Annotated in this window: 20 protein-coding genes; 9 read left to right on the top strand and 11 right to left on the bottom strand. The window is 73.8% G+C overall.

All coding sequences use genetic code 11. The annotated features are described in order from the left end of the window. Nucleotides 1-13: 13 nt before the first annotated feature. The 3 genes from kdpB to kdpF are packed head-to-tail and all read right to left on the bottom strand — an operon-like array spanning nt 14 to nt 3,921. Nucleotides 14-2,167 (bottom strand): potassium-transporting ATPase subunit KdpB, encoded by a 2,154-nt coding sequence (kdpB, locus tag ACWERV_RS03010; protein WP_452927935.1) that lies wholly within the window; start codon nt 2,165-2,167, stop codon nt 14-16. Next, the gene (gene kdpA, locus ACWERV_RS03005) at nt 2,167-3,831 is read right to left on the bottom strand and encodes a potassium-transporting ATPase subunit KdpA (RefSeq protein WP_452927933.1); all 1,665 of its coding nucleotides are present in this window, start codon (nt 3,829-3,831) and stop codon (nt 2,167-2,169) included. The genes kdpB and kdpA overlap by 1 nt, the downstream gene beginning before the upstream one ends. After that, a complete protein-coding gene (kdpF, locus tag ACWERV_RS03000; RefSeq protein WP_398174683.1) occupies nt 3,832-3,921 on the bottom strand; it encodes a K(+)-transporting ATPase subunit F in 90 nt (29 codons plus the stop codon). Nucleotides 3,922-4,544: 623 nt separating this feature from the next. Here kdpF and ACWERV_RS02995 point away from each other — a divergent pair. The 7 genes from ACWERV_RS02995 to ACWERV_RS02965 all read left to right on the top strand — a co-directional run bounded on the left by ACWERV_RS02995 (nt 4,545) and on the right by ACWERV_RS02965 (nt 15,738). Beyond that, the gene (locus tag ACWERV_RS02995) at nt 4,545-6,827 is read left to right on the top strand and encodes a hypothetical protein (protein ID WP_452927929.1); all 2,283 of its coding nucleotides are present in this window, start codon (nt 4,545-4,547) and stop codon (nt 6,825-6,827) included. Between the two features lies 1 nt (nt 6,828). Then, nucleotides 6,829-8,049 (top strand): TRAFAC clade GTPase domain-containing protein, encoded by a 1,221-nt coding sequence (locus ACWERV_RS02990; RefSeq protein WP_452927926.1) that lies wholly within the window; start codon nt 6,829-6,831, stop codon nt 8,047-8,049. A gap of 5 nt (nt 8,050-8,054) precedes the next feature. Beyond that, nucleotides 8,055-10,754 carry a GTPase-associated protein 1-related protein gene (locus ACWERV_RS02985; protein ID WP_452927924.1) on the top strand — a complete coding sequence of 900 codons (2,700 nt, stop codon included), beginning with the start codon at nt 8,055-8,057 and terminating at the stop codon, nt 10,752-10,754. 28 nt (nt 10,755-10,782) lie between these two features. Beyond that, on the top strand, nt 10,783-12,375 hold the full coding sequence (locus ACWERV_RS02980; protein ID WP_452927921.1) for a TRAFAC clade GTPase domain-containing protein: 1,593 nt from the start codon (nt 10,783-10,785) through the stop codon (nt 12,373-12,375). A 311-nt stretch (nt 12,376-12,686) separates the two neighbouring features. Beyond that, entirely contained in the window at nt 12,687-13,355 is a 669-nt protein-coding gene (locus ACWERV_RS02975) for a vWA domain-containing protein (protein WP_452928074.1), read from the top strand. Next, nucleotides 13,352-14,407, top strand: a complete 1,056-nt coding sequence (locus ACWERV_RS02970; protein ID WP_452927918.1) for a PP2C family serine/threonine-protein phosphatase — start codon at nt 13,352-13,354, stop codon at nt 14,405-14,407. Before ACWERV_RS02975 ends, ACWERV_RS02970 begins: the two co-directional genes overlap by 4 nt. Continuing rightward, entirely contained in the window at nt 14,404-15,738 is a 1,335-nt protein-coding gene (locus tag ACWERV_RS02965; protein WP_452927915.1) for a protein kinase domain-containing protein, read from the top strand. Before ACWERV_RS02970 ends, ACWERV_RS02965 begins: the two co-directional genes overlap by 4 nt. 42 nt (nt 15,739-15,780) lie before the next feature. Here the strand turns inward: ACWERV_RS02965 and ACWERV_RS02960 are convergent, their stop codons facing one another. Both ACWERV_RS02960 and ACWERV_RS02955 read right to left on the bottom strand, forming a co-directional pair. Beyond that, on the bottom strand, nt 15,781-16,098 hold the full coding sequence (locus ACWERV_RS02960) for a hypothetical protein (RefSeq protein ID WP_452927913.1): 318 nt from the start codon (nt 16,096-16,098) through the stop codon (nt 15,781-15,783). A 14-nt stretch (nt 16,099-16,112) separates the two neighbouring features. Next, complete coding sequence (locus ACWERV_RS02955; RefSeq protein ID WP_452927910.1) at nt 16,113-17,645, bottom strand: hypothetical protein; 1,533 nt, start codon at nt 17,643-17,645, stop codon at nt 16,113-16,115. Nucleotides 17,646-17,814: 169 nt separating this feature from the next. On the opposite strand from ACWERV_RS02955, the gene ACWERV_RS02950 reads away from it, so the two are divergent. Beyond that, the gene (locus tag ACWERV_RS02950; RefSeq protein WP_452927907.1) at nt 17,815-18,231 is read left to right on the top strand and encodes a hypothetical protein; all 417 of its coding nucleotides are present in this window, start codon (nt 17,815-17,817) and stop codon (nt 18,229-18,231) included. A 16-nt stretch (nt 18,232-18,247) separates the two neighbouring features. Here the strand turns inward: ACWERV_RS02950 and ACWERV_RS02945 are convergent, their stop codons facing one another. From ACWERV_RS02945 to ACWERV_RS02935, 3 genes are all read right to left on the bottom strand, one after another. Then, nucleotides 18,248-19,186, bottom strand: coding sequence for a GNAT family N-acetyltransferase (locus ACWERV_RS02945; RefSeq protein WP_452927904.1), 939 nt, complete (start codon nt 19,184-19,186; stop codon nt 18,248-18,250). Between the two features lie 13 nt (nt 19,187-19,199). Then, complete coding sequence (locus tag ACWERV_RS02940) at nt 19,200-20,339, bottom strand: serine hydrolase domain-containing protein (protein WP_452927901.1); 1,140 nt, start codon at nt 20,337-20,339, stop codon at nt 19,200-19,202. A 186-nt stretch (nt 20,340-20,525) separates the two neighbouring features. Next, nucleotides 20,526-21,416 carry a chitosanase gene (locus tag ACWERV_RS02935; protein ID WP_452927898.1) on the bottom strand — a complete coding sequence of 297 codons (891 nt, stop codon included), beginning with the start codon at nt 21,414-21,416 and terminating at the stop codon, nt 20,526-20,528. 319 nt (nt 21,417-21,735) lie between these two features. Here ACWERV_RS02935 and ACWERV_RS02930 point away from each other — a divergent pair, with 319 nt between their 5' ends. Further along, nucleotides 21,736-21,963 (top strand): DUF2277 domain-containing protein, encoded by a 228-nt coding sequence (locus tag ACWERV_RS02930; RefSeq protein WP_398174698.1) that lies wholly within the window; start codon nt 21,736-21,738, stop codon nt 21,961-21,963. 124 nt (nt 21,964-22,087) lie between these two features. Here ACWERV_RS02930 and ACWERV_RS02925 read toward each other — a convergent pair whose 3' ends face one another. The 3 genes from ACWERV_RS02925 to ACWERV_RS02915 are packed head-to-tail and all read right to left on the bottom strand — an operon-like array spanning nt 22,088 to nt 25,505. Beyond that, on the bottom strand, nt 22,088-23,098 hold the full coding sequence (locus ACWERV_RS02925; RefSeq protein ID WP_452927896.1) for an aldo/keto reductase: 1,011 nt from the start codon (nt 23,096-23,098) through the stop codon (nt 22,088-22,090). 48 nt (nt 23,099-23,146) lie between these two features. Next, a complete protein-coding gene (gene ribD, locus ACWERV_RS02920) occupies nt 23,147-24,004 on the bottom strand; it encodes a bifunctional diaminohydroxyphosphoribosylaminopyrimidine deaminase/5-amino-6-(5-phosphoribosylamino)uracil reductase RibD (RefSeq protein WP_452927893.1) in 858 nt (285 codons plus the stop codon). A gap of 1 nt (nt 24,005) precedes the next feature. Then, complete coding sequence (locus tag ACWERV_RS02915; RefSeq protein ID WP_452927890.1) at nt 24,006-25,505, bottom strand: hypothetical protein; 1,500 nt, start codon at nt 25,503-25,505, stop codon at nt 24,006-24,008. Nucleotides 25,506-25,508: the final 3 nt, after the last annotated feature.

The following is a 25,508-nucleotide window of genomic DNA, read 5'->3' as shown; positions in this document are numbered from 1 at the left end:
TGCGGTCCGCCGGTCAGCGCAGGCCGGGGATGAACTGGACGACCAGGTCGATGACCTTGATGCCGATGAAGGGCAGGACGAGCCCGCCGAGGCCGTAGATCCGGATGTTGCGGCCGAGCAGCGCCCCCGCCGACGACGGGCGGTAGCGCACACCGCGCAGCGCGAGCGGGATCAGCGCGATGATGATCAGCGCGTTGAAGATGATCGCGGAGGCGATGGCCGACGTCGGGCTGTGCAGCCGCATGATGTTGAGCGTGTCCAGGCCCGGGTAGGCGATCGCGAACATCGCGGGGATGATCGCGAAGTACTTGGCCACGTCGTTGGCGATCGAGAAGGTCGTGAGCGCGCCGCGGGTGATGAGCAGCTGCTTGCCGATCTCCACGATCTCGATGAGCTTGGTGGGGTTGGAGTCCAGGTCCACCATGTTCCCGGCCTCCTTGGCGGCCGAGGTGCCGGTGTTCATGGCCACGCCCACGTCGGCCTGCGCGAGCGCGGGCGCGTCGTTGGTGCCGTCGCCGGTCATCGCGACGAGCTTGCCGCCCGCCTGCTCGCGCTTGATGAGCGCCATCTTGTCCTCGGGCGTGGCCTCGGCGAGGAAGTCGTCGACGCCCGCCTCGGCCGCGATGGCCTTGGCCGTCAGCGGGTTGTCGCCGGTGATCATCACCGTGCGGATGCCCATCCGGCGCAGCTCGTCGAAGCGCTCGCGCATGCCCGCCTTGACGACGTCCTTGAGGTGGACGACGCCGAGCACCACCGCGGTCGTGCCGCCGTCGGCGTGGTGCACGACCTCGCCGACGACCAGCGGGGTGCCGCCGCTCGCGGAGATCGCGTCGGTCATCGGACCGACCTCCTCGACCGGGTGGCCGCCGTTCTCCCGGATCCAGTGCATGACCGCGCTGGCCGCGCCCTTGCGCAGTTCGCGCCGGTCGCCGTCCTCGGTGAGGTTGACGCCGCTCATCCGGCTCTGCGCCGTGAAGGGCACGAATTCGGCCTGGCTGCCCAGCTCACGGCCGCGCAGCCCGTACTTCTCCTTGGCCAGCACGACGACGGAGCGGCCCTCGGGCGTCTCGTCCGACAGCGACGACAGCTGGGCGGCGTCCGCCAGCTCGTCGAGGGAGATCCCGCCGACCGGCAGGAACTCCGCCGCCTCGCGGTTGCCGAGGGTGATGGTGCCGGTCTTGTCGAGCAGCAGCGTGTTGACGTCACCGGCCGCCTCGACCGCGCGCCCGGACATCGCGAGCACGTTGCGCTGCACCAGCCGGTCCATGCCGGCGATGCCGATCGCGGACAGCAGCGCGCCGATCGTCGTCGGGATGAGCGCCACGACGAGCGCGACCAGCACGACGAGGGACTGCTCGGCGCCCGCGTAGATCGCCATCGGCTGGAGGGTGACGACGGCCAGCAGGAAGACCACGGTGAGCGAGGCGAGCAGGATGTTGAGCGCGATCTCGTTGGGGGTCTTCTGCCGGGCGGCGCCCTCGACCAGGGCGATCATCCGGTCGATGAAGGTCTCGCCGGGCTTGGAGGTGATCTTGACGACGATCCGGTCGGAGAGCACCTTCGTGCCGCCGGTCACCGCGCTGCGGTCGCCGCCGGACTCGCGGATGACGGGCGCGGACTCGCCGGTGATCGCCGACTCGTCGACCGAGGCGATGCCCTCGACGACATCGCCGTCACCGGGCACGACCTGCCCGGCCTCGACCACCACGTGGTCGCCGAGCCGCAGGTTCGCCGCCGGGACGCTCTCCTCCGTCAGCGTGCTGTCGCCGTGCCGCCAGTCGGTCAGCCGGCGGGCGACGGTCTCGGTCCTGGTCTTGCGCAGCGTCTCGGCCTGCGCCTTTCCGCGGCCCTCGGCGACGGCCTCCGCGAGGTTGGCGAAGACCACCGTCAGCCACAGCCACACGGTGATCACCCAGGCGAAGACGCCCGGGTCCTTGATCGCGGAGAAGGTCGTCAGCACCGCGCCGACCTCGACGACGAACATGACGGGGTTCTTCGCCATGACCCGCGGGTGCAGCTTGCGCGCCGCGTCGGGCAGCGACACCAGCAGCTGCTTGGGATCCAGCAGCCCGCCCGATATCCGGCGCTGCTCCTGCTTTCCGGGGGCGGCGCCTGCTCCGTGGCCGCCGGACGGGGCCGGCTGCTGCCGGCCGGTGGACAGGGACATCAGTGCAGACCTTCCGCGAGCGGACCCAGCGCGAGCGCGGGGAAGTAGGTGAGGCCCACGACGATCACGATGACGCCGGTGAGCAGGCCGACGAACTGCGGCCGGTGGGTGGGCAGGGTGCCCGCGGTGACGGGGACCGGCTGCTGTCTGGCCAGCGATCCGGCCAGCGCCAGGACGAAGATCATCGGCAGGAAGCGGCCGAAGAGCATCGCCAGGCCCAGCGCGGTGTTGTACCAGTGGGTGTTGACGCCCAGGCCCGCGAAGGCCGATCCGTTGTTGTTGGCCGCGGACGTGAACGCGTACAGCACCTCGGAGAAGCCGTGCGGGCCGCTGTTGAGCATCGCGGCGCGCTCGCCCTTGAGCGACATCGCCGCGCCGGTGCCGATGAGCACCACGGCGGGGGTCGCCAGGATGTAGAGGGAGGCGAACTTCATCTCCCGCGCCCCGAGCTTCTTGCCCAGGTACTCCGGGGTCCGGCCGACCATCAGCCCGGCCACGAAGACCGCGATGATCGCCAGGATGAGAATGCCGTACAGGCCCGATCCCGTACCGCCGGGCGCGATCTCGCCCAGCATCATGTTGAAGATCGTCATCCCGCCGCCGCCGGGCGAGAAGGAGTCGTGGAAGGAGTTCACCGCGCCGGTCGAGGTCAGCGTGGTGGAGGCGGCGAAGAGCGCGGAGGCCCAGATGCCGAACCGCTGCTCCTTGCCCTCCAGCATCCCGCCCGCGGTGTGGCCCGCGGTGCTGCTGACGCTGTGCAGCTCGTTGACGGTGATGAGGGCGACCGAGACGGCCCAGATCAGGCCCATGACGGCGAGGACGGCGTAGCCCTGCCGGTTGTCGCCGACCATCCGGCCGAAGGTGCGCGGCAGCGAGAAGGAGATGACCAGCAGCAGGTAGATCTCGATGAGGTTGCTGGTGCCGTCCGGGTTCTCGAAGGGGTGGGCGGAGTTGGCGTTGTAGAAGCCGCCGCCGTTGGTGCCCAGCTCCTTGATGGCCTCCTGCGAGGCCACCGGTCCGCCGGTGAGCGACTGCTTGTCGCCGATCAGCGTGCCGATCTCGTGGATGCCGTGGAAGTTCTGCACCGCGCCCAGCGCAACCAGCACGACCGCGAAGACGAACGCCATCGGCACCAGCAGCCGTACGACGATCCGGGTGAGGTCCACCCAGAAGTTGCCGATCCGGTCGGTGCGCTTGCGGGTGAAGCCGCGGATCAGCGCGGCCACCACGGCGATGCCGACGGCCGCGGACACGAAGTTCTGCACGGCGAGCCCGGCCATCTGGACCAGATGGCCCATCGTGACCTCGCCGCTGTACGACTGCCAGTTGGTGTTGGTGACGAAGGAGGCCGCGGTGTTGAACGCCTGGTCCGCCTTGACCGGCGGGAAGCCCAGCGACAGCAGCAGGTGGTTCTGGAGCCGCTGCATCCCGTAGAGCAGGAGCAGCGAGACCGCCGAGAAGGCCAGCACACTGCGCAGGTACGTGCCCCACTGCTGGTCGGCGTCCGGGTCCACGCCGCCGAGGCGGTAGAGGCCCTTCTCGACCGCGAGGTGCTTGCCCGGGTTAAGAATGCGGGCCATGTAGTCGCCCAGCGGGCGGTAGGTGAGGGCCAGGGCCGCGACCAGGACGGTGATCTGGAGCCAGCCCGCGAGAGTGTCGTTCATCTAGAACTTCTCCGGAAAGACCAGGGCCAGCACGAGGTACCCGAGCAGGGCTGCGGCGACGACGAGCCCGATGATGTTGTCTGCGCTCACAGCCGCCCGACCCCCTTGGCGACAAGCGCGAGCACGGCGAAGACCGCGATCGTCACGGCGATGAATACGAGATCGGACATTTTCCGCGGCACCCCAGGTGGTGACAGTCGTGATGACGGCCGAGGACGGCACAGGGGCCCCGGTCGGGGCCCCGCCCATACGGTCACCCCCACGGAGGTGTGCGGACGCCTGCGTTGACGCTTCCCTTGCGCGGGCGACGGCGCCATTGACGTGCTCTTGACGCGGCCGCGTCTCGCTCGGCCCCTCGGCAGGGGGCTCTCGCGTTCGGAGGCCCGGCGCGCCCTCACGCGCGTGATCAAAATATCGCAAAACAGTCATATGAGAATGATTGGGGCCAGGGTGCGTAGGCTGCTCGGGGTCCCGTGGACGGCGCTCGGACGCCCGCCCCGGGGCCCGGGGCGGGCGCGGGTTGGCGAAAACTCGGCCCGCACCCGACCTCGTCTGGTGGAATGGTCGCCCGCACGGCGGGCTTTCGGGGGGAAAGCCACGGGCTCTCGGGGGAAGTGGGGGAGGCAGTGGCACACGACGGGCGGCCCCCTGCGGGGCCGCAGGGGGGAAAGGACTCCGCACCCCAGGACACGGGCGACGCGGCCGTGCCGGGCATGCCGCTGTTCCCCGCCCTCGGCAGCTACCCGCAGTGGGCCGCGGAGCTGCGCGGCATCGGCGCACGGCACACCGCCGAGGCGCTCGCCCCGGCCGGTGACGAGGGCACCTTCCGGGTCCTCGACGGGATCTGGTTCCGCGGCCGCGGCACCCGCTGGCAACGCCTCGACCGCCCGTACGTCGCCGAGTGGCGGCGCGGCAGGGGCCGTGCCGCCGCCGACTTCGCCGACCGGGTCGACGCCGCACTCGCCGCCGACCCCATGGCGGTACGCCGTGTCACCCTGTACGAGCTGGCCGTGCTGCTCCAGCAGCACGCACCCGGTGAGCGGGCCACCGCCGCCGAAGCACTCGGAGTCGACCCCTCCGAAGCCACCGCGCTCGCTGCCTCCGTCACCGCGGCCCTGCCGGCCGGCGGACTCGACCGCGAGGCCGCCGAGGGCATCCAGGGTGCCTGGGAGCGCGGGCGGCTACGGCTGGCCACCGACCTCGCCGGGCGGCTCCCCGCCACAGGCGGCGACCCGTTGCTGCGCCGCCTCCTCGGCCTGGTCGCCGCCGCCCGCACCGACGCCGAAGCGCTCCGCGCCGAGGGCGACCGGCTGCTCGCCACGGGGCGCCCCGCGCCCGCCGCGCACCACTACCTGCGGGCCGCGGCCCTCGTCTCCGACGACCCCCGTCCCATCACCGGCCTGCTGCGGGCCGCCCCGCCCGGCGGCGCCCTGCACATCACACCGGACGGCGACGGCGTCCGGCTCACCTGGGCCGACGCCGAGGACGGCAGCGGTGACACCTTCCCCTGGGACGGCATAGGCCGGGGCGAGACCGCCCCGGCCCCCGCGTGGCGCCCGGCCGCCGGAGCCCACCGCTTCCACGTCGTGCGGTACGCCGAGGGGCACCCCGAAGGGCGTGTGCGGATAGGCGTGGCCGCCGACGGCCGCGGCCTGCTCGACCCCGACCCGCCGCCGGGCACCCGGGTCCGCTACGCCGCCCTGCCGGTCCGTGGCAGCCATGTCGCGGGCCCGCCGCTGACCGGCGGCCCCCTGCTCATCGCGCCCGAGCCCGCCGGGGTCGCCCTCACGGTGGACCGCACCACGGTCTCCGGCCTCTGGCGCACCCCGCGGGACGCGGTGTCCGTCCGGGTGACCCGCGCGCGGACCGATCTCCGCGGCGGAGCGCAGGAAGGCGCAGGCCCCGCCTCCGACACCCCCGGCAGCGTCGGCGCCACGTGCGAGGTGGAGTGCGGCAGCGGGCACTTCACCGACGACGCGCCCGGCCCCGGCACGTACACCTACCGCGTCAGCTGCGGCTACCGCGCACCGGACGGAACGGTCGTGGCGTCACCCGGGGTGTGCCGGACGGTCACCGTCGAGGAGTGGCCGGTGGCCGTGCGGCGGCTGGACGTGCGGGCCGACGGGGAGAAGGCGGAGTTCAGCTGGGACACACCCGTCCGCGGCGGCGTGCGCCTGCTGGTCGAGCCCGCCGCGGCAGCGGCGGCGCGCGAGCCCGGCAGCGCGCTCGACGCCGACCTGCCCGACGCACCGCCCGGCACCGGCGAGCTGCCCGCCGTGGTGCGGCTCGCCGTACCGCCGGGGCCGGCGGTACGCGTCACGGCGGTCACCGTGCTGGGTCGGCGGGCGGTCGCCGGGCCGTCCCTGGTCGTTCACGCGCCGCCGGCCGTCACCAGGCTGACGGCGGAGCGGCTGCCGGACGGCGGGGCCGACGTCGTCTTCGACTGGCCGGACGGCGTCCACGCCGTCGAGGTGCGCGCGGACCAGGGCGGGACGCGCACCGAACGGCGGCTGACCCGCAGCGGCTACCTGCGGGACCGGCTGCGCCTGCCGCTGTCCGGCGCGGCCTGCACCGTGACCGTCCGGCCGATGGCCGACACCACCGCCGACCTGGTGCTGGGAGAAGGCGCCCGGGTCGTGCTGCCGCCACAGGTCCTCGTCCGCTACCGGCTGCTCCGCCCCGGCCTGCGGCCCGGCGACCGCCGGACGCTGGAGGTGCAGGCCGTGCCCGCGTCGGGGGACGGGGCCGACGGGCAGCCGGACTGTCCCGACTTCCTGCTGGTCGGCCGGAAATCCCTGGTCCCGCTGCTCCCGGACCAGGGCCTGGCGGAGGTCAGGCTGTCGGGCGCGCGGCTCGCCACGGGCGAGCTCGTCCGCGTTCAGCTCCACCTCGGGGACCGCCCCCGCCCGTATCTGCTGCGCGGTTTCCTGCTCGGCCCGCACCCCGTGGCCGCGCAGCTCGACCACCCCGCGCCCGACACCCTGGTGGTGCGCTGACATGCCGTCGGTCGTCTGCCCCTTCTGCTTCGCCTCCGCGCCCGCCCGGACGTTTCCCTACCGCTGCCAGATGTCCACCACGGGGGTGCGCGGAACGGCGCCCTGCCCGGCGAGCCCGGACGAGACGTGGGCGCGCTTCACCGGTCTGGCGCCGACCGCCCGCGCCGCGCTGCGCGGCCCGTGCTTCGACCCGCCGCGCCGCGCGGGGCACGGCACCCGTGTGCCCTGCCCCGACTGCGGTGTGGCGACGTCCGTACGGGTGTGCCGCAACTGCCACACCGATCTGCCCGGCGAATACTGCGCGCAGGGCAGCCGCATCATCGCCCTCATCGGCCCGAAGACCGCCGGCAAGAGCACGTACGTGACCGTCCTCGCCCACGAGATGCAGCAGCGCGCGGGCACCGACCGCAGCTCGTTCACCCCCGTCGGCGCCCACACCCAGGACCGCTTCACCGCGATGGAGAGCGCCCTGTACGACCAGTTGCTGCTGCCCGGACCGACCCAGCCCGCCGCGCTTCGGCTCAACGACCCGCTGCTCTTCCGGCTGAGCACCCCGCGGCGCGGCATACCAGGGCGGCGCGGCGGCAGCCGGCACACCATGCTGGTCTTCTTCGACGCGGCCGGCGAGGACCTGGCCAACGCCGAGGCGATGAACCGCTACACCGCCTACCTCGCGGCGGCCGACGGCGTCCTCCTGCTCGTCGACCCGCTCCAGCTGCGCCCCGTCCGGGACCGGCTGGCCGACACCGGCGCGCTGCTCCCGGCCCGCGAGACCGCGCCCGAGCAGATCGCCGCGGATCTCGCCGTCCAGTTGCGCAGCCACCGGCGCGGCGAGGACCGCGGCCAGGTGACGACACCGGTCGCGGTCGCCCTGACCAAGTCCGACATGCTGCGGGTGCTGCTCGACCCGGACTCGCCGCTTCTGCGGCCCGCCCCCGACCGCGGGCCCGGCGGCAGCGAGGAGGACCGGCAGGCGGTGCACCAGGAGGTGCGGGCCGTGCTGGAGGACTGGGGAGGCGGGGTGCTGCTGCGCCAGCTGGAACGGGACTTCGCAAACTTCGCGCTCTTCGCGCTCACCGCCTTGGGCGACTCCCCGGACCCGGGCAGCCCCGGCGACGCGCCCAGCAGCGGCCTGCGCCCCCGGCGCGTCGAGGACCCGTTGCTGTGGCTGCTCGACCGGCGCGGAGGCCCGCCGCTGCGCGCCCTGGGGAAAGGGAGATGAGTCCGGTGGACCCGACCGCGGACACGGCAGGCGCGCTGCCGCAGCTGCACTACACCTCCGCCGCCGCCGAGGGCGCGGCCGGCGGCTCCGGATTCCGCTTCACCGCGGTCAGCCCCGGCGTGGACCCCGGCACACTGCGGCAGGCCGAACCACTGCTCGGCTACGAACCGCCGCCCACCGCCCCCGCGCGGCCCACCGGGGCCGAACTGGCCGCCTTCCCGGTGGCGTTCGGCCTGCGCCGGCTCCCGGACGGCACCGGGCTGCTCGGCCGCACCGTCTACACCGGGGCCGACTACAGCGGCCGCTACGGCAACTTCCACGCCCACGCCGTCCTGCTCCCGCCGGACGACACGCTGCCCGGCGGTCTGCTGCCGATCGAGACGTGGCAATCCCCCGACTGGCGCTCCGGCACCCCCGCGGAGGCCGAGCACGCCTCGCTGCCCGCGCTGCGCGGCGGCAACCGCTTCGGGCGGACCGTACTCACCGCCTTCGCACGCTCCCGGGCCGAACGGCTCGCCCCCTTCCTCGCGGACGTCCGCGCGCTGTTCGCCGACGAGCCCGGGGCGCCGGTACTGCTTGTCGAGGAGGACGCCGAGAACGTGGCCCGCTGGGTCGCCCTCGCCTGCGCCGCGCTGCCGCGCCCGCTCGCCCGCGGTCTGACCTTCACCACGTACACGCGCCGCCCGTACCTCGCCGACCAGCAGATCGTCGGACTGCTGCCGGACGCCGACTTCGCCTTCACCCAGGCGGAGCTGACCCACCAGTACCGCGTCCACCACTGCGCCGGCGGCCCGTCCAGCCCGCTCGCCGCAACCGGTCCCTGGGCCCAGGCAGCCGCCCGCGTCTGGCTCGCGGGCCGCCCCGACCTCTTCCTGACCGCCGACCCCGCGGAGCCCCCCTTCGCGGCCGCCCCCCTGGCAGCCCGCGCCGTCACCGCCGGGATCCCCCTCCCCCTCACCGCCCGCAGCGCCGCCGCCCGCTGGGCCCTCTCCCACGTCCACGAGGGCAGCCCGGAGTCCTGGTACACCTTCCTCAGCACTCTGACGGCACCGCCCCCGCACGAGGCCGGCCGCGCGGCCCCGGAGGAGGCGTCCACCGCCGCGTACGACCGCGCCGGGGACGGGGACCACCCGGTGGACGCGGACGAGGCGGCCGCTCTCGCCGAACTGCTGGACGCCCTCGCCGCGCGCTGGGCGCCCGAGGCCTACGAGCCGCTCGCACGGGAACTGACGGTACGGGCCGTGCGGGGCGGCACGGCGGCCGCGCCCTCAGGGCCGGAGCGGGCACCGCTCACCGCGTCGGCACGGCGGGAACTGGGCGCGCTGCTCGGGCCCGAGCTGACAGCGGCGCTCGGCGATCCAGCCGTACCGCCCGCCCGGCTGGTGGCACTGCTGCGGATCGCCGGAACGCTCGGCGTCGACAGCGGCACCGCCCTGCCGGTGCTGTCCGCGCGGCTCGCCGATCATGTGCTCGCGCCCGGCCAGGTGCCCGCGGCCACCGGCGGTCCCGCCGCCGGCCCCACCGCCGACGACGTGGCCGTCGCGCTCGCCGCCCCGGAGCACGCCGGACTGCGGACGGCGCTGCTCGACCGGCTCGCGGACATCGCGGGCGGTGACGATCCGCTCCGGGCCGGCGCCGCGGCGCGCCGACTGGTGCGTTCATGGGACGGCACCGACCTCGCCGACTTCCCGCAGCTGGCGATGGCCGCCGAGGCCGACCGTGCCGGTCACCGGGACGCGGGCGGCATCACGCTGTGGCACCGGCTCGTCCGGGAGTGCGTACCGACAGGCCAGCCGGAGCTGCTGCGGACCGCCTTCCTGCTCGCCTGGCCGGACCGCGGACCGGCCACTGCCGACGCATGCCTGGTCGTCACCGAGACGGCGCCGGACCTGCTGGCGGCGGGCGGGCTCGTCGCCCCTCTACTGCAGGTGGCGCTCGGCGCCCCCGCGGACGACGCCGAGGCCCCCGCGCTCGCACGGGCCCTGCTGGACTGGCTTCCGCCCGGCGCCGCCGGGCCCCGGGAGACAGCGGCACTGGGCCTGCTGGAGCTCTCGGAGGTGATCCGCGAGGGCGCCGCCGCGCCCGGCTTCGCCGCCCGGGTGGTCGCACGGCTGCCGGACGCGGAGCCACTGGAGGAGCCGGTCCTCGACCGGCTCGCCTCCGCCCTCGCCGGATGCGTGCTGGCCGGTACGGGCGCGGCGGGCGGCACCGGGCGGGTGACGGTGTCCCGGCTCGTCCTGACCGACGAGCAGTCCGCGCTGGTGCGCGCCGGGGACGGGGTCCTGCTGCGCCGCTACCTCCGGGAGTGCGCGGAGCCGATCCGCTCGGGGCGCTCCGCTGGCGACCCGCGTCAGCTCGCGGCCCGCTTCATCGCCTGGAGCCTGCACCCCGCCGAGGGGCGCGGCTGGGACGAGGCCCGGCACAGAATGCTGGAGGAGGTGCTGCGGCCCGCCGTGCGACGGCTGCCGGAGGACACGTTGCGCCAGGTGGAGGGGCAGCTGGCGCAGATCGGCGCCGCCTGGTCCGACGCGTGGCACGCATGGCAGCGGCCCGGCCTCTCACGACGCTGGAACCGCCGCAGGGACACCGCCGCCGACACCCGGCGCGGCCCCTGGTCCGTCCTGTCCCCGCGCCGCCCCGCGCCGCCCGATCCCCCCGACGACCCGCCGGGACCCGGCCGCGGCGCGGACGGACACACCCGATGACACCCGGGTCCGGAAAGGGAGGATTCGGGTGCTGAACGCCCTCACGGGACTGCCGCTGGTCGCGGTGCTGCTGGAGGCCCCGGTCGTCGCATGGTCGCTGACGGCGGTCGCCGGCACGGGCTACTGGGCCTTCGCCCGGGGCGCCGTCCGTGGGTTCGGCCCGATGCGCTTCGGCGCGGCCGACCCGCACCTGCGGCCGCCCGGCGGCGGCGAACGGGCTTACGTCTCGTACTGGTACCGCCAGGTGTGGACGGACGGGGCACGGGGCACGGCCGGCGGTGCGGGCGCGGCCTGGCGGCTGCTGTACGCACGCTGGCTGACGGGTCGGCTGCCGGGGCTGCTGAAGGATTTCCACCGGCCCGACGGCCGCCCCCGCACCCTGCCCAGGCTGATCGCCGCCCGTTTCTTCGGGGTGGGCGCCGCCCTGGGCGTCCTCGCGGGAGCGCTGCTGGCGGCCGCGGCCGCGGCGGCCGCGCTGCTGACGTTCGTGCTGCTGCTCGCCGTCGTCGTGGCCGCGCTCGGCGGGGTCACACTCGGCGTCCGCGCCCTCGACGCGGCACGGCTGCGGGTGCGGCGGATCGCGATGCGCTGCCCTTACCCCGGCTGCTACCAGCGCATCGACCTGCCCGTCTACCACTGCCCCGGCTGCCAGATCGCGCACCACCGGCTGCGGCCGGGCCGCTACGGGGCGCTGCGCCGGGTGTGCGAGTGCGGCACCCCGCTGCCGACGAGCTTCCTGGGCGGCCGGCAGCGGCTCGCCGCGGAGTGCGGCGGTTGTCACCGCCCGCTGCCGGACGGCCTCGGGTCTGCCCGGCTGGTGCACGTACCGCTGCTGGGCGGCACCTCGTCGGGCAAGACCATGCTGCTGCTCGCGATGGTGTCCGGGCTGCGCGCCCTGGCCGACGCCGGGCGGCTGCGCGCGTCCTTCGCCCTGCCCGGCGACCGTGACGACTTCGACCGGCTCGCCGCGCAGGTGGCCGCGGGCGGCTGGGCGCACATGACGCAGGCGCGGCTGCCGCGCGCGGTGATGCTGCACGTCGGAACGAGGTGGCAGCGCCGACTGCTCTACCTCTACGATCCGATGGGCGAGACGCTCGCCTCCGAGGAGCGGGTCCGCGAGCAGCACTACCTCGCGCATGCCGACGCCCTGGTGCTGGTGGTGGACGTGCTGGCCGCGCCGCAGCTCAGACGGGAACTCGGCCTGTCCGCCGCCGACCTGGCGCCCGCAGCGGACGCCGCCCCGTCCAGCGAGAGCCCGATGGACACCTACGCACGGGTGAGCGCGGAGTTCGGCACGATGTCCCGGCCCCGGTCGCGCACTCCGGTGGCTGTGGTGACCACCAAGCGGGACGCGCTGTCGAAGGTGCCGCAACTGCCCGACGTCGGTGACGACGCGGCGCAGTGGCTGGCGGCGGTCGGCCTGCGCAACCTGGTGCAGGCCGTGCGGAACGAGTACGGCCGCAACCGCTTCTGGGTGCTGAGCGCACGTGAGGCGACGGGCCCGGGTGCGCTGCCGCGGCAGCGCGCGGCCGCCGCCGAACCGGCACTGTGGCTGCTGCGCGGCACGGGACTACGGTTCGCACCGCCGAAAGACCCTGCCGACACCGCCGGGCGCCAGTAGAGTCGGTGGGGTTCGACAGGCTGTCGCTGCCGCAACCGGGGGAGGGTCCGTGGCACGGGTTCCGATCCATGTGGTCAGGCAACGGCGCGTCGTGGTCGGCCTGTTCTCGCTCGCCGCCATCACCGCGGTACCGCTGCTCGCCGCGGCCGCACTGTTCTTCAGGTGAGCTCGGCCTGTCTCCCGCCGGTGCCCGTCCGCGGCCGCCCGGCCGGATCGCACCCGTACCGCCCCCGCACCACTGCCCGCCCCACCCGATCCCACCTGGCCCGACAGCAAGAGGTATGCGCATGAGCGACATCCCCGGCGGCCCGATGCAGAGCCGTCCGGTCCACTTCTTCTGGATCCTGGACTGCTCCTACTCGATGGCCGTGAACGGCAAGATGGCGGCGCTGAACTTCGCCATCCGCGAGGCGATACCGGAGATGCGGGCGGTCGCCCTCGACAACCCCGCCGCGTCGCTGCTGGTGCGCACCCTCGCCTTCTCCAGCACCGCCCGCTGGATGCAGGGCGACCCGGTGCCGGTGGAGCGGTTCGTCTGGCAGGACGTACGCCCCGAGGGCGGCACCAGCCTGGGCGCCGCCCTCCAGGTGGTCGCGCGTGAGCTGGAGATGCCGCCGATGCCGCAGCGCGCGCTCAAGCCCGTCCTCGCGCTGGTCTCGGACGGCCAGCCCACCGACGACTGGCGGGCCGGGCTCAAGGCGATCGACGACACGCCGTGGGGCAAGCGCGCGGTGAGGGTGGCCATCGCCATCGGCGACGACGCCGACCGCCCGATGCTCAAGGCGTTCCTGGCCAACCCGGAGCTGGAACCGCTCGACGCCAAGAGCCCCAAGGCCCTTGCCGGGGCGATCCGCTGGGCCTCCACGGTCGCCGTCAAGGCCGCGTCCATCCCGACCGCGGACGCGTCCACCAAAGTCCTCGGCCAGGGAGCGCACGTGCCCCCGATGTCCGACGACGACGATGACGACGACGTGTGGTGACGCACCACCCTCCGACGGAACCGCCCCCCGGGCCGGCCCCGGACACCGGGACGGCCCCGGACACCGGGACGGGCACGGACACGGACCCGGGCGTTCCCGCCCTCACGGGACCCGGCGCGCGCTGGCTGCTGCTCAACAGGTTCGCGGTGGGCCCGCACAAGAAGCTCTACCAGGACTTCTCGGCCACCCGTCACGACCCCTCCGCCCTGGTCCTGGCGGCCGCGGACGGGCACGGCTCCGCCGAGCACTTCCGCAGCCACACCGGGGCCCGCTACGCCGTCGAGACCTTTCTGCGGCTCGGCCGGGACTTCGCCCTCCGGGCCACCGGCGGCATCCCGCTGGCCCGCCTCAAGGCCGACGCCGAGGAGCGGGTGCCACGCGAAATCGTCCGCGCCTGGCGCGACGAGGTGCTGCGGCACTCCGACCGGGTACGCCGGCGGGACGACGGCCCGCCCGCCGGTCCGGAACCGGCAGCCCGCGGCGACCTGGTCCCGTACGGCAGCACGCTCATGGGCGTCGTCATCACCGAGTCGCTGGTCGTCGGATGGCAGCTCGGCGACGGGGAGCTGGCGATCGTCGACGCGGACGGCACCGTACGTCTGCCGCTGCGGCCCGCCGGACCCGAACTCGGCGACGAGACCGACTCGTTGTGCAGCCGCGAGGCCTGGGACCTGGTGCGGGTGCACTGGGCCCCGGTGGCCGCGCCCGGCTCGGCACCGTCGCTGGTCGTGCTGTCCACGGACGGGCTCTCGAAGAGCTTCCTGGACCATCAGGGCTACGTCGACTTCGTCCACGGAACACACGAGCGGCTGCTCGACCGCGGCGCCGCGGCGGTCGACGCGGACCTCCCGGGCTGGCTGGCGCAGGCCGCGAAGTTCTCCGGTGACGACACGACGCTGGTCGCGGCCTGGGCGCCGCCCGACGACACACCGCCCGACGACGTACCGCACAACCGCACAGCGCCCGGCGACGTACCGCCTGACGACCCACCGGCCGACCGCGCACCGGCCGGCCGCGTACCGCACCACGACAGACCCGCGGAGGAAGAATGAGCAACGGCATGCTGGCGTCCGGGGCCGCGCTGCGGGCCGAGTCGGGGCTCGCGGTGTCGGTGCGGGAGATGCTGGGCTCCGGGGGCCAGGGAGAGGTCTACCGGGTGTCCACACCGTCCGGCGACCGGGCATTGAAGTGGTACTACCCGGGGCTGGCCACCGGCGCGCAGCGGGCGATCGTGGAGGATCTCGTGGCCCGCGACGTGCGGGACGACCGCTTCCTGTGGCCGCAGGAACTCGTCCAGGGCGCGGGCAGCGCCTTCGGTTACCTCATGCCGCTGCGCCCCGAACGCTTCCGCGGTCTGCCCGACCTCTTCCGCCGCCAGATCCGCACCACCCCGCGGGCACTCGTGACAGCCGCGGTGCACACGGTCGAGGCGTACGCCGCCCTGCACTCGCGCGGTATCGCCTACCGCGACATCTCCTGGGGCAACATCTTCTTCGACCCCGCCGCCGGCGACATCCTGGTGTGCGACAACGACAACGCGGTCGCCGAGGGCAGCGTCGCCGGCATCACCGGCACGATGGAGTTCATGGCTCCCGAGCTGGTGCGCGGCGACGCCGAGGCGATGCCCAGCACCCAGACCGACCTGCACTCGCTCGCCGTGCTGCTGTTCATGCTGCTGATGAACCACCACCCGCTCAAGGGGGTCCAGGAGCTGCAGATCCGCTGCCTGGACGAGGCAGCCGAACGGCGGCTGTTCGGCACCCAGCCCGTCTTCGTCTTCGACGCCGCCGACACCTCCAACCGGCCGGATCCGGTGGAGCAGTCCACCGTCATCGCCACCTGGGGCGTCGCCCCGGACTCGCTGCGGCAGCTGTTCCTGCAGAGCTTCACGCAGGGACTGGGCGACCCCGTCCGGCGGGTGCGCGAATCGCAGTGGCGCGACGCGCTGAGCAGGGTCCGGGACACCATCGTCGCCTGCGCGGGCTGCGGGCGGCAGAACATGACCGAACCCGACGCCACGGCCGCGGGCACCTGCTGGAGCTGCGGGAAACGGATCGTGCTGCCGCCCCGTCTGCTGGTCACCACCGCTCAGCCGCGGACGGTACGGACGGTGCGGCTCGGCAAGGACGCCCGGCTGTACGCCCACCACCTGGAGGCGGAGACGTGGAGCCACGACTACTCGGAGTCCGCGGTGATCGCCGCCCTCACCGAGAACCCCAAGCGGCCCGGCGTCTTCGGCCTGACCAATCGCACAGGTGAGGCGTGGCGGGCCCGGCGCCCGGACGGCAGCAGCCAGGACGTGGAGCCCGGCCGCACGATCGCCCTGCGGGAGGGACTGTCGATCGACCTCGGCGGCGCCGAGGCGGTGGTCCAGCCGGCCTGAACCGCGGCGGTCCGTCGGCCCCGGGGGCAGGGGCCCAGGCAGTCAGCCGACGACCTGCCGCAGCTGCTCGACGAGGGCCAGGGCGCCGCTGCCCGTACCGACGGCTGCCGCGAGGGTCGCCAGCCACGCCCGGACACGCTGGTGATCCGGTTCGCCGCCGGATTCCGCCGCCCTGGCCAGCTCCGCCCGGACCGCGACCGCCTCAGCGGGCGGGGTCCGGCCGAGCTGGCCGACCAGCGCGTCGGCGAGGGCGAGCGCCGCCGCCGCGGAGGCGGCCTGCCCCGCCACGTTGTACTGCGTGTTGTTCTCGCCGAACTGGCTGGGCCCGATGATCGGCCCGTTGATGTTCATGTCGCCCATGTGCCGCCCGCCTCTCAGTTTCCGCTTCCGGCGCCGCTGCCGGCCGGCTGCTGCCCGCCGCCCGGCATGCCTGCCCCGCCCTGCGGCGTACCCGGCACGCCCGGTCCCCCGGGCGGGAAGTTGTTCTGGGTGTTGCCCCAGCCGAACTGGCTCGGACCGAGAATCGGCCCGTTGATCGTGACATTGCTGATCTGCGCCTGTGTCAGCCGGAAGTCCGACGTGTCGACGTGGTGCGCCTCCAGGAACTTCTCCGTCGCCAGCAGCACCCCCTGCTGCAACCGCTGGAAGAACTTCCGCGCGTCACGCACCTCGTTGTAGCCCATGCGGTCCCAGTCGGCGACGTATTCGCGCAGGGAGGAGTGCGCCCCGTAGTCGTAGGTGATCCGGCCCTTGGCGATGTCGCGGCGGAACCTCTCCAGCTCCCGCTTCCGCGCGCCGCGGTCCCACGCCCGGGACAGGACGCGGCCCGGACCGCCGTAGAAGGTGCGGCGGAAGCCCCGCTTCGCCAGCCGTACCGTGTCCCACCACAGCCCCAGCGGGCGGTAGGGCAGGTGGTCCACCGCGTCGTAGCGCGCTCCGAGCGGCGGCAGCACGTACGCGCCGAGCTCCCAGTCGAGCCGCGGGCCGTTCAGATGGGCCTGGAGGTGCATGCTGAGCACCACGAAGCCGCCTTCCCCGGAGTTGCGCAGGCACAGGTACGTCTCCATACGCGCCTGGGGATGCGCGGCCGCGGTCTTGACCAGCGCCACGGGGACCACCGGCAGCGGGCGGCCCGCGGGGTCGGGCAGCACCTCCGGGCCCATGGAGGCCACGTGCAGCCCCGGGCCGTAGAGCCGGTTGCGTGCCTTGAGCGTGTCCAGGCCGGTGATGCGCGGCATGTGCACGGCGAGGTAGTGGTGCAGGTCGGAGGCGTCGAAGGGGACGATCGTCCGCGGCTTGCCGTGCTCGTCCTCGGCGGGCTTCCCGACATCGATCGGCGGCCACACCGACTTCTGCACCAGCCAGCCGCTGCCGACGAAGGGCCGGTGCCGGTTCTCCGTGGAGTGGTACGGCACGAAGTTGGCCCGCCGCAGGAGGGTCAGCGACTGCTCCAGCGCCGGATCGGCGGGCGGCGCGAGATCCATCGCGGACGTCTCGCCGCGCCCCAGCCGCAGTGCGGCGGCCCGGCCGCGGCGGGCTGCCGTGAAGACGACCGTCCATCCGGCGGGCAGCGCCCCCACCGCCAGCGCGCCGCCGAGCGTCGCCGTCCCGGCCCGCCCCGCGCTCAGCCCCTGGACGACGAGCAGCAGCCCTGCCAGCTGGAGCGCGACCAGCGCCGCGAGCAGGACGTCGCGCCGCTCCCGGCGACGGGAGGCCACCCGGGCGTGCCGCACGAGCGCGACGACGTTCACCCCGAAGGGCAGCCCGACCGCCTCCAGACCGTCCTCGGCGAGAGTGAGCAGCACGTAGCGGGCGAACGCGTGATCCAGGTGGACGGTGGCGCACAGCCGCCGGGTGACGAGGTCGGTGCGGTACTTCGGCATTACCGTCGGTTGCGTGACGGGCACGGTCGCGGCCCTCCCCCCGAGTCGCCGTGAGACCCGGGAACCACGGTAGGGCTTGCGGGCACGGCCCGGGAGCGGTTCCGCGGGGGCCCTGGCAGCAGTTTGCGGCAGGTTGGGCCGGGCGTAGGCTCGTACTGGTGCGAAGGCCCCCAAACGGACGGAGGTGCAGGTGATGGTGCCGTTCGGAAGCAGGCGCGGGCCGGTGCGGGATCCGCTGGACGAGCAGTACCGCGGCGCGGACGCCGAAGCCGCGGCGGGCGAGGGGGTCGCGGCCGGCGACGGGATCGCGCTCAACCCGGACGCCGCGCACCGGCAGGCCCTGGTGCTCAGCGAGGTGGCCGCCGAGGGGGCGGTGGGGCTCTTCCGCGTACTGCGCCGCGCCGCCTCCGGGGACGAGGACGCCGCGACGGTGCCCGTCTCGGCGCTGCTGCGGGCGATCCCCGGGATGACGCTGCTGGACTCGCACGACTTCCTGCTGCGCGCCCACATCCCGCCGACCGCGGTCGCGGGCACGCTCACCCCGGGGCAGCGGGTGGCCCTGGTCTATGTGGTGGACGGGACGCAGGTGTCGCGGCAGACGATCGCGTGAGACCCGTCCGTACCGGTCAGGCCCAGGTCATGTCGATCTGGCGTTCGAAATTGACGTATCCGGCGCGGGCGAAGGCCTGCGCCATGGGGACGTTCCCGACGTCGGTGGACGCGCGGATCCGCGGGACGTCCTGCTCGCCCTGCGCGACCAGGACACGGGTGCCCTCGGCGAGGACGTCGTCGATGTAGCCGTTGCCGCGGTGCGCGGGGAGCACCCCGATGTACGCGATGATCGGGTTGTACGCGTTGCGGGCCGGGATCACGAAGCCGACCGGCTCACCGCTCCCCGGCAGCGTCGCGACCCGCCACCACGCGCGCGGCGACGCGTACCGCTCCAGCTCCTCCTCGTACTGCTGCTCCGCGGCCCGCTCCGCCGTCATCCGGGTCAGGTCGTCGCGGCTGTGCGCGTCCAGCGTCCCGTCGAGCACCTGCGTCATGAGGCCGACGAGTTCGGCCCGGTCCCGCACCTCGCGGAAGGCGAGGCGGCCGGACGGCTCCGGGACGGACGTCCCGCGCCGCCACTCCAGCCGCAGCCGTTCGACGAACAGCCGCCCGCCGGTCCGCTCGACCACCCGCATCCGCTGCTCGACGCCCTCCCGGACGGCCGCGTCCTCCCGCCAGTCCGGCGGCACGAAGCGCGTGTACCCCGGGCGCCGCGTCCCCTCCGGCAGCACGGCCGCCCCGGCCGTCTCCAGCAGCCGCACCGCGGTCCCGGCGTCCTCCCCCTCGGCGAGGTCAAGGATGTCCAGGAACATCGGCGCGTCCCCCGCCGCCCGCGCCCACCACGCCACCCGCGCGACGACCTCGCCGTCCCGCAGGGCGACCCACATCCACTCCGGCCGCCGCCGCCCGGCCGCGAGGTCGGCGGCCAGCTCGGCGTTCAGGGCGTAGGGCAGCCGGGTGAAGAGGCCGAGTTCGTCGGCGCCGCTGATGGTGCGCAGGGTGAGATCGTTCACCCCCGGTTGACGCTCAGCGCACCCCGCAGAGTTCCCGGTCCACCAGGTCGCTCATGGCCGCCTGGGTGTCCGGTCCGCCGTCGCTGGTCGCGTACACCACCGCGCTGCGCGTCCCGTCCGCGGTGACACCGCCCCAGGTGTGGTAGCCGAGCAGCTCCCCGGGATGCGCGTAGTAACTGCCGCCGCAGGACAGCGGGATGCGGCCGAGGCCCAGCCCGTAGTCCACCTGGAGGTCGGGCGCGGGCACGGTGGACGTCATCTCCGCGAGCTGCGCGGGCGCGAGCAGCCGGCCGCCGAGCAGGGCGGTGTAGAAGCGCGCGAGGTCGTGCGTGCTGCTGATCAGCGCGCCCGACCCGACGGCCATGCTCGGGTCCAGCACGGTGACGTCGGTGGGGGCGCTGGTGCCGTTGAAGGTGGCGTAGGCGTCCGCGTGCGGCCCGGTGACGTACGGGGAGGCGCCCGGCGCGCTGGTGTCCCGCAGCCCCAGCGGCCGGATGATCCGGTCGGTGACCTCCTGCGCCCAACTGCGCCCGGTGACCTTGCCGATGACCATCGCGGCGAGCGTGTAGTTGGTGTTGGAGTACGTCCACCCGTCGCCGGGCACCCGCGGCTGCGTCATCGCGAGCGCCACCAACTGCTCGGGCGTGTAGGCCCGGTAGCGCTCGGCGGCATAGCCCTCGGCGGTGTTCAGCGCCGGTATCAGCGGTGCGACGTCCGGCACATGGCTGGTGTGCTGGAGCAACTGCCGTACGGTGATGGCCCGTCCGTCGTTGCCGTTGCCCCGGACGACGCCGGGGAGCCACTTCTCGACGGTGTCGTCGAGGGAGAGCCTCCCCTCGCCGACGAGCTGGAGCACGACGGCGGCGGTGAACGTCTTGGTGGCGCTGCCGATCCTGAACCGGCCGTCCGCGGGCATCGCCCGGCCCGTCCCCGCCGTCGCCGTCCCCGCCCGCGCGCTGACATCCCCCTGCGGGGTGAGGACTTCGGCGCCGACCCCCACGACTCCGGTGGCCCGCACCGCGTCCACCTCCTGCTGCAACGCGCTCCGCGCTCCCGGCGCCGCCTCCCCCGGCGCGGCGGCCAGCAGCACCATGACGGCGCCGCCCAGCGCGGCCGCCCCCCGTACCCATCTCCGCGTCCCGAACACCGGCATGCCCTTCCCCCGTTCCGTCGCGCTCCTTCCCCTCCATCCCAGCAGCGGACCGGCCCGCGTCCCACCCGGCTGCCCCCCTGCTGCGGGCGGGGGTCAGCCCCCCTGACGCGGGGCGGTCCGCCGGGACATGGTCGCGGCCCGGACGCTGGATGGTGGGAGCGTCCGGGCCGCGGGTCACGCGGATCCTCAGGGGAGGGTGAGGATCTGGTAGGAGTCGCCGTAGGTCTTCCAGTGCAGCGGCGGGTCCAGGTTGAGGTTGCCGGCCTGGAGGAAGGGGCGCTGCTCGGTGTCGACGCGGCTGGTGTCGTCGTGCGCGTCCTCCGTCTTCATCGCCGCCTTGCGGGCGTCGAGGAAGGCGTTGAGATAGGCGGTCTCGTCGCCGCCCTGCGCGGGGGTCTTGGCCTTCTTCATCGCGGTCTTGCGGATGCCGCCGAAGCTGACCGGGTCGTCGCCGGGGCCGTGCATCACGATCGCGTCGTAGTAGATGAACTGGCCGAGCGTGCCGATGCCGTCCGCCTTGCCCTGGTTCACGGCGGGGTTGAAGTAGACGTCGTCGCGCTCGTCGTTCTGGGCCTGCTGGAAGACGGTGTCCTTGGCGGCGGTCTTCCACGCGCTCACGAAGGCCGAGCCGAGGCCCGCGTGGGAGTCCGAGCCGTTGACGTCCTCCAGCGCGGGCAGGTACTTGGCCAGGACGTTGTTCGGCTCCATGTCCGTGTAGTGCTGGACGAGTTCGAGCATGTCGCCGGTGCCGGAGCAGAAGCCGATGATGCCGGCGGTGTAGCCGCGGCCGTCGCCGATGTCCTCGATGTACTTGTACTGGGACTTCCAGTCCAGGGTGGAGTTCTCGGCGGAGGAGACCAGCTCCATCGCCATCTCCTTCTTGTGCGCGTCGGCGAGCCCGGCACCGGTCGCGTGCGGGGCGGCGGTGACGGCGGGCGTGGCCGCGGCGCCGGGGCCGGCCAGCGCGAGGGAGGTGCCGCCCGCCGCGAGCAGGGCAGTCGCGGCGAGCAGGGCGACCCGGCGGCGGGTGGCGTGGGTCGGGTGGGTCGGGTGGGTCGGGTGGGGGGAGGTGTGCACGTGCGTCTCCGTTTCCGGCCGCCGTGGCACCGCGAGGATGCGGTGGGGGCGGCCTCGGGCGGGGGTGGGGCGTGCGTGACTGCGTGGACGTGCGGGGGTGTGGCGCTGGTGGTTAGGAAAGCTTCCTAACCACTGCATGGCATTGAAGCACCGGGGCGCCTGTGCGCCAAGGGGCCGGAGCGAAACCGTTCGCGGGACGGGGGACGCTCACCCGTCCGTGCGCCCGCCCGCCGGACACGCGCTCGCCGCTCGTACGTCCGTCCGCACCCCGCCGCGCGGGGCCGGGCCCGTTGTCGTACCCCCGCGGCACACTGGAGACATGTGCCGAAGCATCAAGACCCTGCGTCCCCCGATGACGCCCGAGGTCCACGACGAGGACATCCGGGCCGCCGCGCTCCAGTACGTCCGCAAGATCTCCGGCTTCCGCGCGCCCGCGAAGCACAACCGCGAGGCGTTCGACGCGGCCGTGGAGGCGGTCGCGGCGGCCACCGCGACGCTGCTGGACGAGCTGGAGATACGGGGGTCCGCCGCGAAGGCGGCAAGCTGACGGTCCCGGCCCCGGCCCGGCTCCGCGGAATGCCCCGCTCTGGGCTCTCGACGTCCGGCCGCCGACGGGCAGCGGGGCCGCCGGACGGAAATCCGGCGGCCCCGCTCCTCCCGTACCCGCGCGCCTACCAGGCGAAGGCCTCCGGCGACGGGCCCGGCCCGGGGAAGATCACGTCCAGCTCGGCGAGGAAGTCGGCGCCGAGGTCGAGGTCCAGCGCCCGCAGGGCCGAGTCGAGCTGCTCGGCGGTGCGCGGGCCGACGATCGGCCCCGTCACGCCCGGCCGGGTGAGCAGCCACGCGAGGGCGACCTCACCGGGCTCCAGCCCGTCCCGCGCGCACAGCTCCTCGTAGCGCCGGACCTGCTCCCGTACCGCCGGATCGGCCAGGCCCGCCGCGGACCGCCCGCCCGACGTCCGCGATCCGCCGCCCTCCCGCTCCTTGCGCAGCGCGCCGCCCAGCAGCCCCTGGTTGAGCGGCGACCACGGGATGACCCCGAGCCCGTACGCCTGCGCCGCCGGGATGACGTCCATCTCCGCGGTGCGCTGCGCGAGGTTGTAGAAGCACTGCTCGCTGACCAGCCCGTACGACCCGCGCGCCCGCGCGGTCTCGTTGGCCTGCGCGATGTGCCACCCGGCGACGTTGCTGGACCCGACGTAGAGGATCTTCCCCTGCGCCACCAGCACGTCCATGGCCTGCCAGATCTCCTCCCACGGCGTCGCCCGGTCGATGTGGTGGATCTGGTAGACGTCGATGTGGTCCGTCCCGAGCCGCGCGAGACTCGCGTCCACCGCCCGCCGGATGTTCAGCGCCGAGAGCCGGTCGTGGTTGGGCCACGACTGGACGTTCCACGGCGTGCCGTCGTTCGTCATGTTCCCGTACAGCTTGGTCGCGAGCACGACCTTGTCCCGCCGCCCGCCGCCCTGCGCGAACCACCCCCCGAGGATCTCCTCGGTGAGCCCCTTGTGCCCGTCGGCCCCGTAGATGTTCGCGGTGTCGAACAGGTTCACCCCCGCGTCGAGAGCGGTGTCCATGAGCGCGTGCGAGGTCGCCTCGTCCGTCAGCCCCCCGAAGTTCATGGTCCCCAGCACGAGCCGCCCGACCCGTAGCCCCGTCCGCCCCAGCTGCGTGTATCTCATGGACGCCAGCCAACACCTTGGAGTGCGCTTGAGGGCAAGCCCTCTCTTTCACGCCCGACGGCCGGTCACCCGGACGCAGTCGCCCGCGGGCGCGGCGCCGGTGAGCCGGTAGCCCTCGGGGAGGACGGGCCCCTGGCCCGGGGAGGACGCGGCGGTGCCGGGCAGGAAAACGATCACCTGGTCCGGCGGGCAGGAAGTGAGCAGAGCGGACGCCGCAGGGGAACGCCCCGCGACGAGGACGGTTCGCGCGCCCGCGGCGAGGAACCCCTCCACCGGGCCGAAGGGAGTACCGACGTCGGGCACGGTGAACACCTCCCTCCCGTGACTTCCCGGGCGGCCCTCCTCGATCGTCCCGTCCGGGGTCACCACGAGGTCGTACGCGCCCCGGAGGGCGGCCACTTCGGCATCCACGGCGACGCTGTCGACCGCCGCGGCCCCGTGCACCCAGGTGACGAACGGGCGGCCGCCCGTCGTTGCGGACAGCCAGGGGCCGAGCACCACCAGCGCTTCGTCCGCGAGGACGTCCTGTTCGACCTCCACCCCCGCCTCGCGGAGTACGGCCGCGCCGCCTTCGCCCCGGGAGGTCGGGTCCATCACCGCGATCAGCACCCGCGCCACCCGCGCCGCGAGCAGGGCCTCCCGGCAGGGCGGCGTCCGCCCGTAGTGGTTGCACGGCTCCAGCGTGACGACCGCGGTCCCGCCTTCCGCCGCCCTCCCGGCAGCGGCCAGCGCGTTCACCTCGGCGTGGGGCTCGCCCTTCCGCAGGTGGTACCCCTCGCCGACGGTCCGGCCCTGCGCGTCGAGCACGACGCATCCGACGGGGGGATTCGGGCTCGTGGAGCCCAGCCCCTGGGCGGAGATGGCAATGGCGCGGCGCATGGCCAGGACTTCGTGCGCACTCGGCATCTCAGAACTCCGGCTCGTCACTGATGGTGTCGAAGAGCATGGTCACCGCGGGGGAGGTGTGCGCGACACCCAGCATGTTCACGGCTGCCACCGTTTCATGCATGGTGCGCAGCGATCCCGAAGTGCGGGCCACCGCGAGGGCGGTCGCGGCACTCGCCGCAGATTCCTCGTAGCGCCCGACTTCGGCGTATGCCTTTGCCAGCCGGGCCTGCGCGAATCCCTTGTCGCGCTGATAGGCGTCCGGAATGTCGTCCAGCGTCCGCTCGAAGACGGGCACCGCGAGATCCGGTCGGCCCAGTTCGAGCCAGCAGTTCGCGCGCTGGACCTCGATGTACCCCGACGTGCAGAAGTCGCCGTGTCCGGAGCGCGCGTCCCCCTTCGTTGTCCTTGACGCGGCATAGGTGTGTGCCTCGTCCAGCCGACTGTGACAAGCACGCTCGTCCCCGTCCAACGCGTGGCCGCGAGCCTCCTGTTGCAGGGCCGAGGCGCGCATGGAGGGTGTGAGTACCGGTTCGTTCCGCAGGACCGCCTGCGCGAAGCCGACGGTCTGAGTGGCGTTCCCCCGCGTCGTCGCCTGCTGGCTCTTCCGGAAGAGCGTCCAGGCAACCATGGCCTGGTCACCCGACTCGGTCGCCCACTCCATCGCTTGTCCGGTCCACGCCGAGGCGTTCGGCAGATCCGCCGAGTCCTCGTGGAGCCAGGCCGCCGACTCCGCGTACCGGGCTGCAAGACGCAGGAGTTCGGCTCGCTGCTCACCCCTCGCCTGCTTGAGGAGGTGGTCGAGAAGGTGCAGTTGCTGCCGCACTGCGGCCAAGGCGTGCCGAGGACCGAAGAGGTTGTCGGCGCGCACGAGTGAGTGCCACATCTCGCGCAGATGCTCCGTCGCCGCTTCCATGTGCGCGTCGTCCGGCGGTGGGGCCGGACGCGGAGGAGCGACCGGTGAGGGCACGGTCCCCGCGGGGATTCCTCTCACGTCCCCGTTCGGCAGCGCGGCCCCGGCGAGGGCAGCCGTCAGTTCCCGTCTGTTCACCGAGGCCACCTGCCTTCTGCCGTCGATCAGCACGGAGACGAAGAACGATTCCGGCGGGCCGGACAGCGATTCCTCCCGACCGGAATGGGAATCCGGGTTCCGGGCCTCCGGCCCGGAAGCAGCGTACGGCGCCAATTCATGGACGGTTTGCCGCCCCGGGGAACCCTCCCAGGGGCGCGGGGCCACGCCCAGCAATTCACCGGGGATACCGAAACCGTCGGCGACACGCTCGATCACCTCGCGTCCGCGAATACCGCGTACACCCCGGATGATGTCGCTGACGCGGGTGCTGGTCATCTTCCCCACCGCGGCAGCGATCACCGCGTGGCTGGAGCCCGTACGCCTGTTGACCAGGCGGAAGATCTCCTGGAAGTTCCGCGCGGCGCAGGCCCGTCGCATGGCCTCGCTCTGCAACAGCGCCTCGGGGATTGTGAGCGGATAGCCGGTGCGCCGGATTTCGCGTTCGTCCATGGG

The organism is Streptomyces sp. NPDC004031 (genome assembly GCF_053604375.1).
This window is presented reverse-complemented; position numbering and strand designations above follow the sequence as displayed.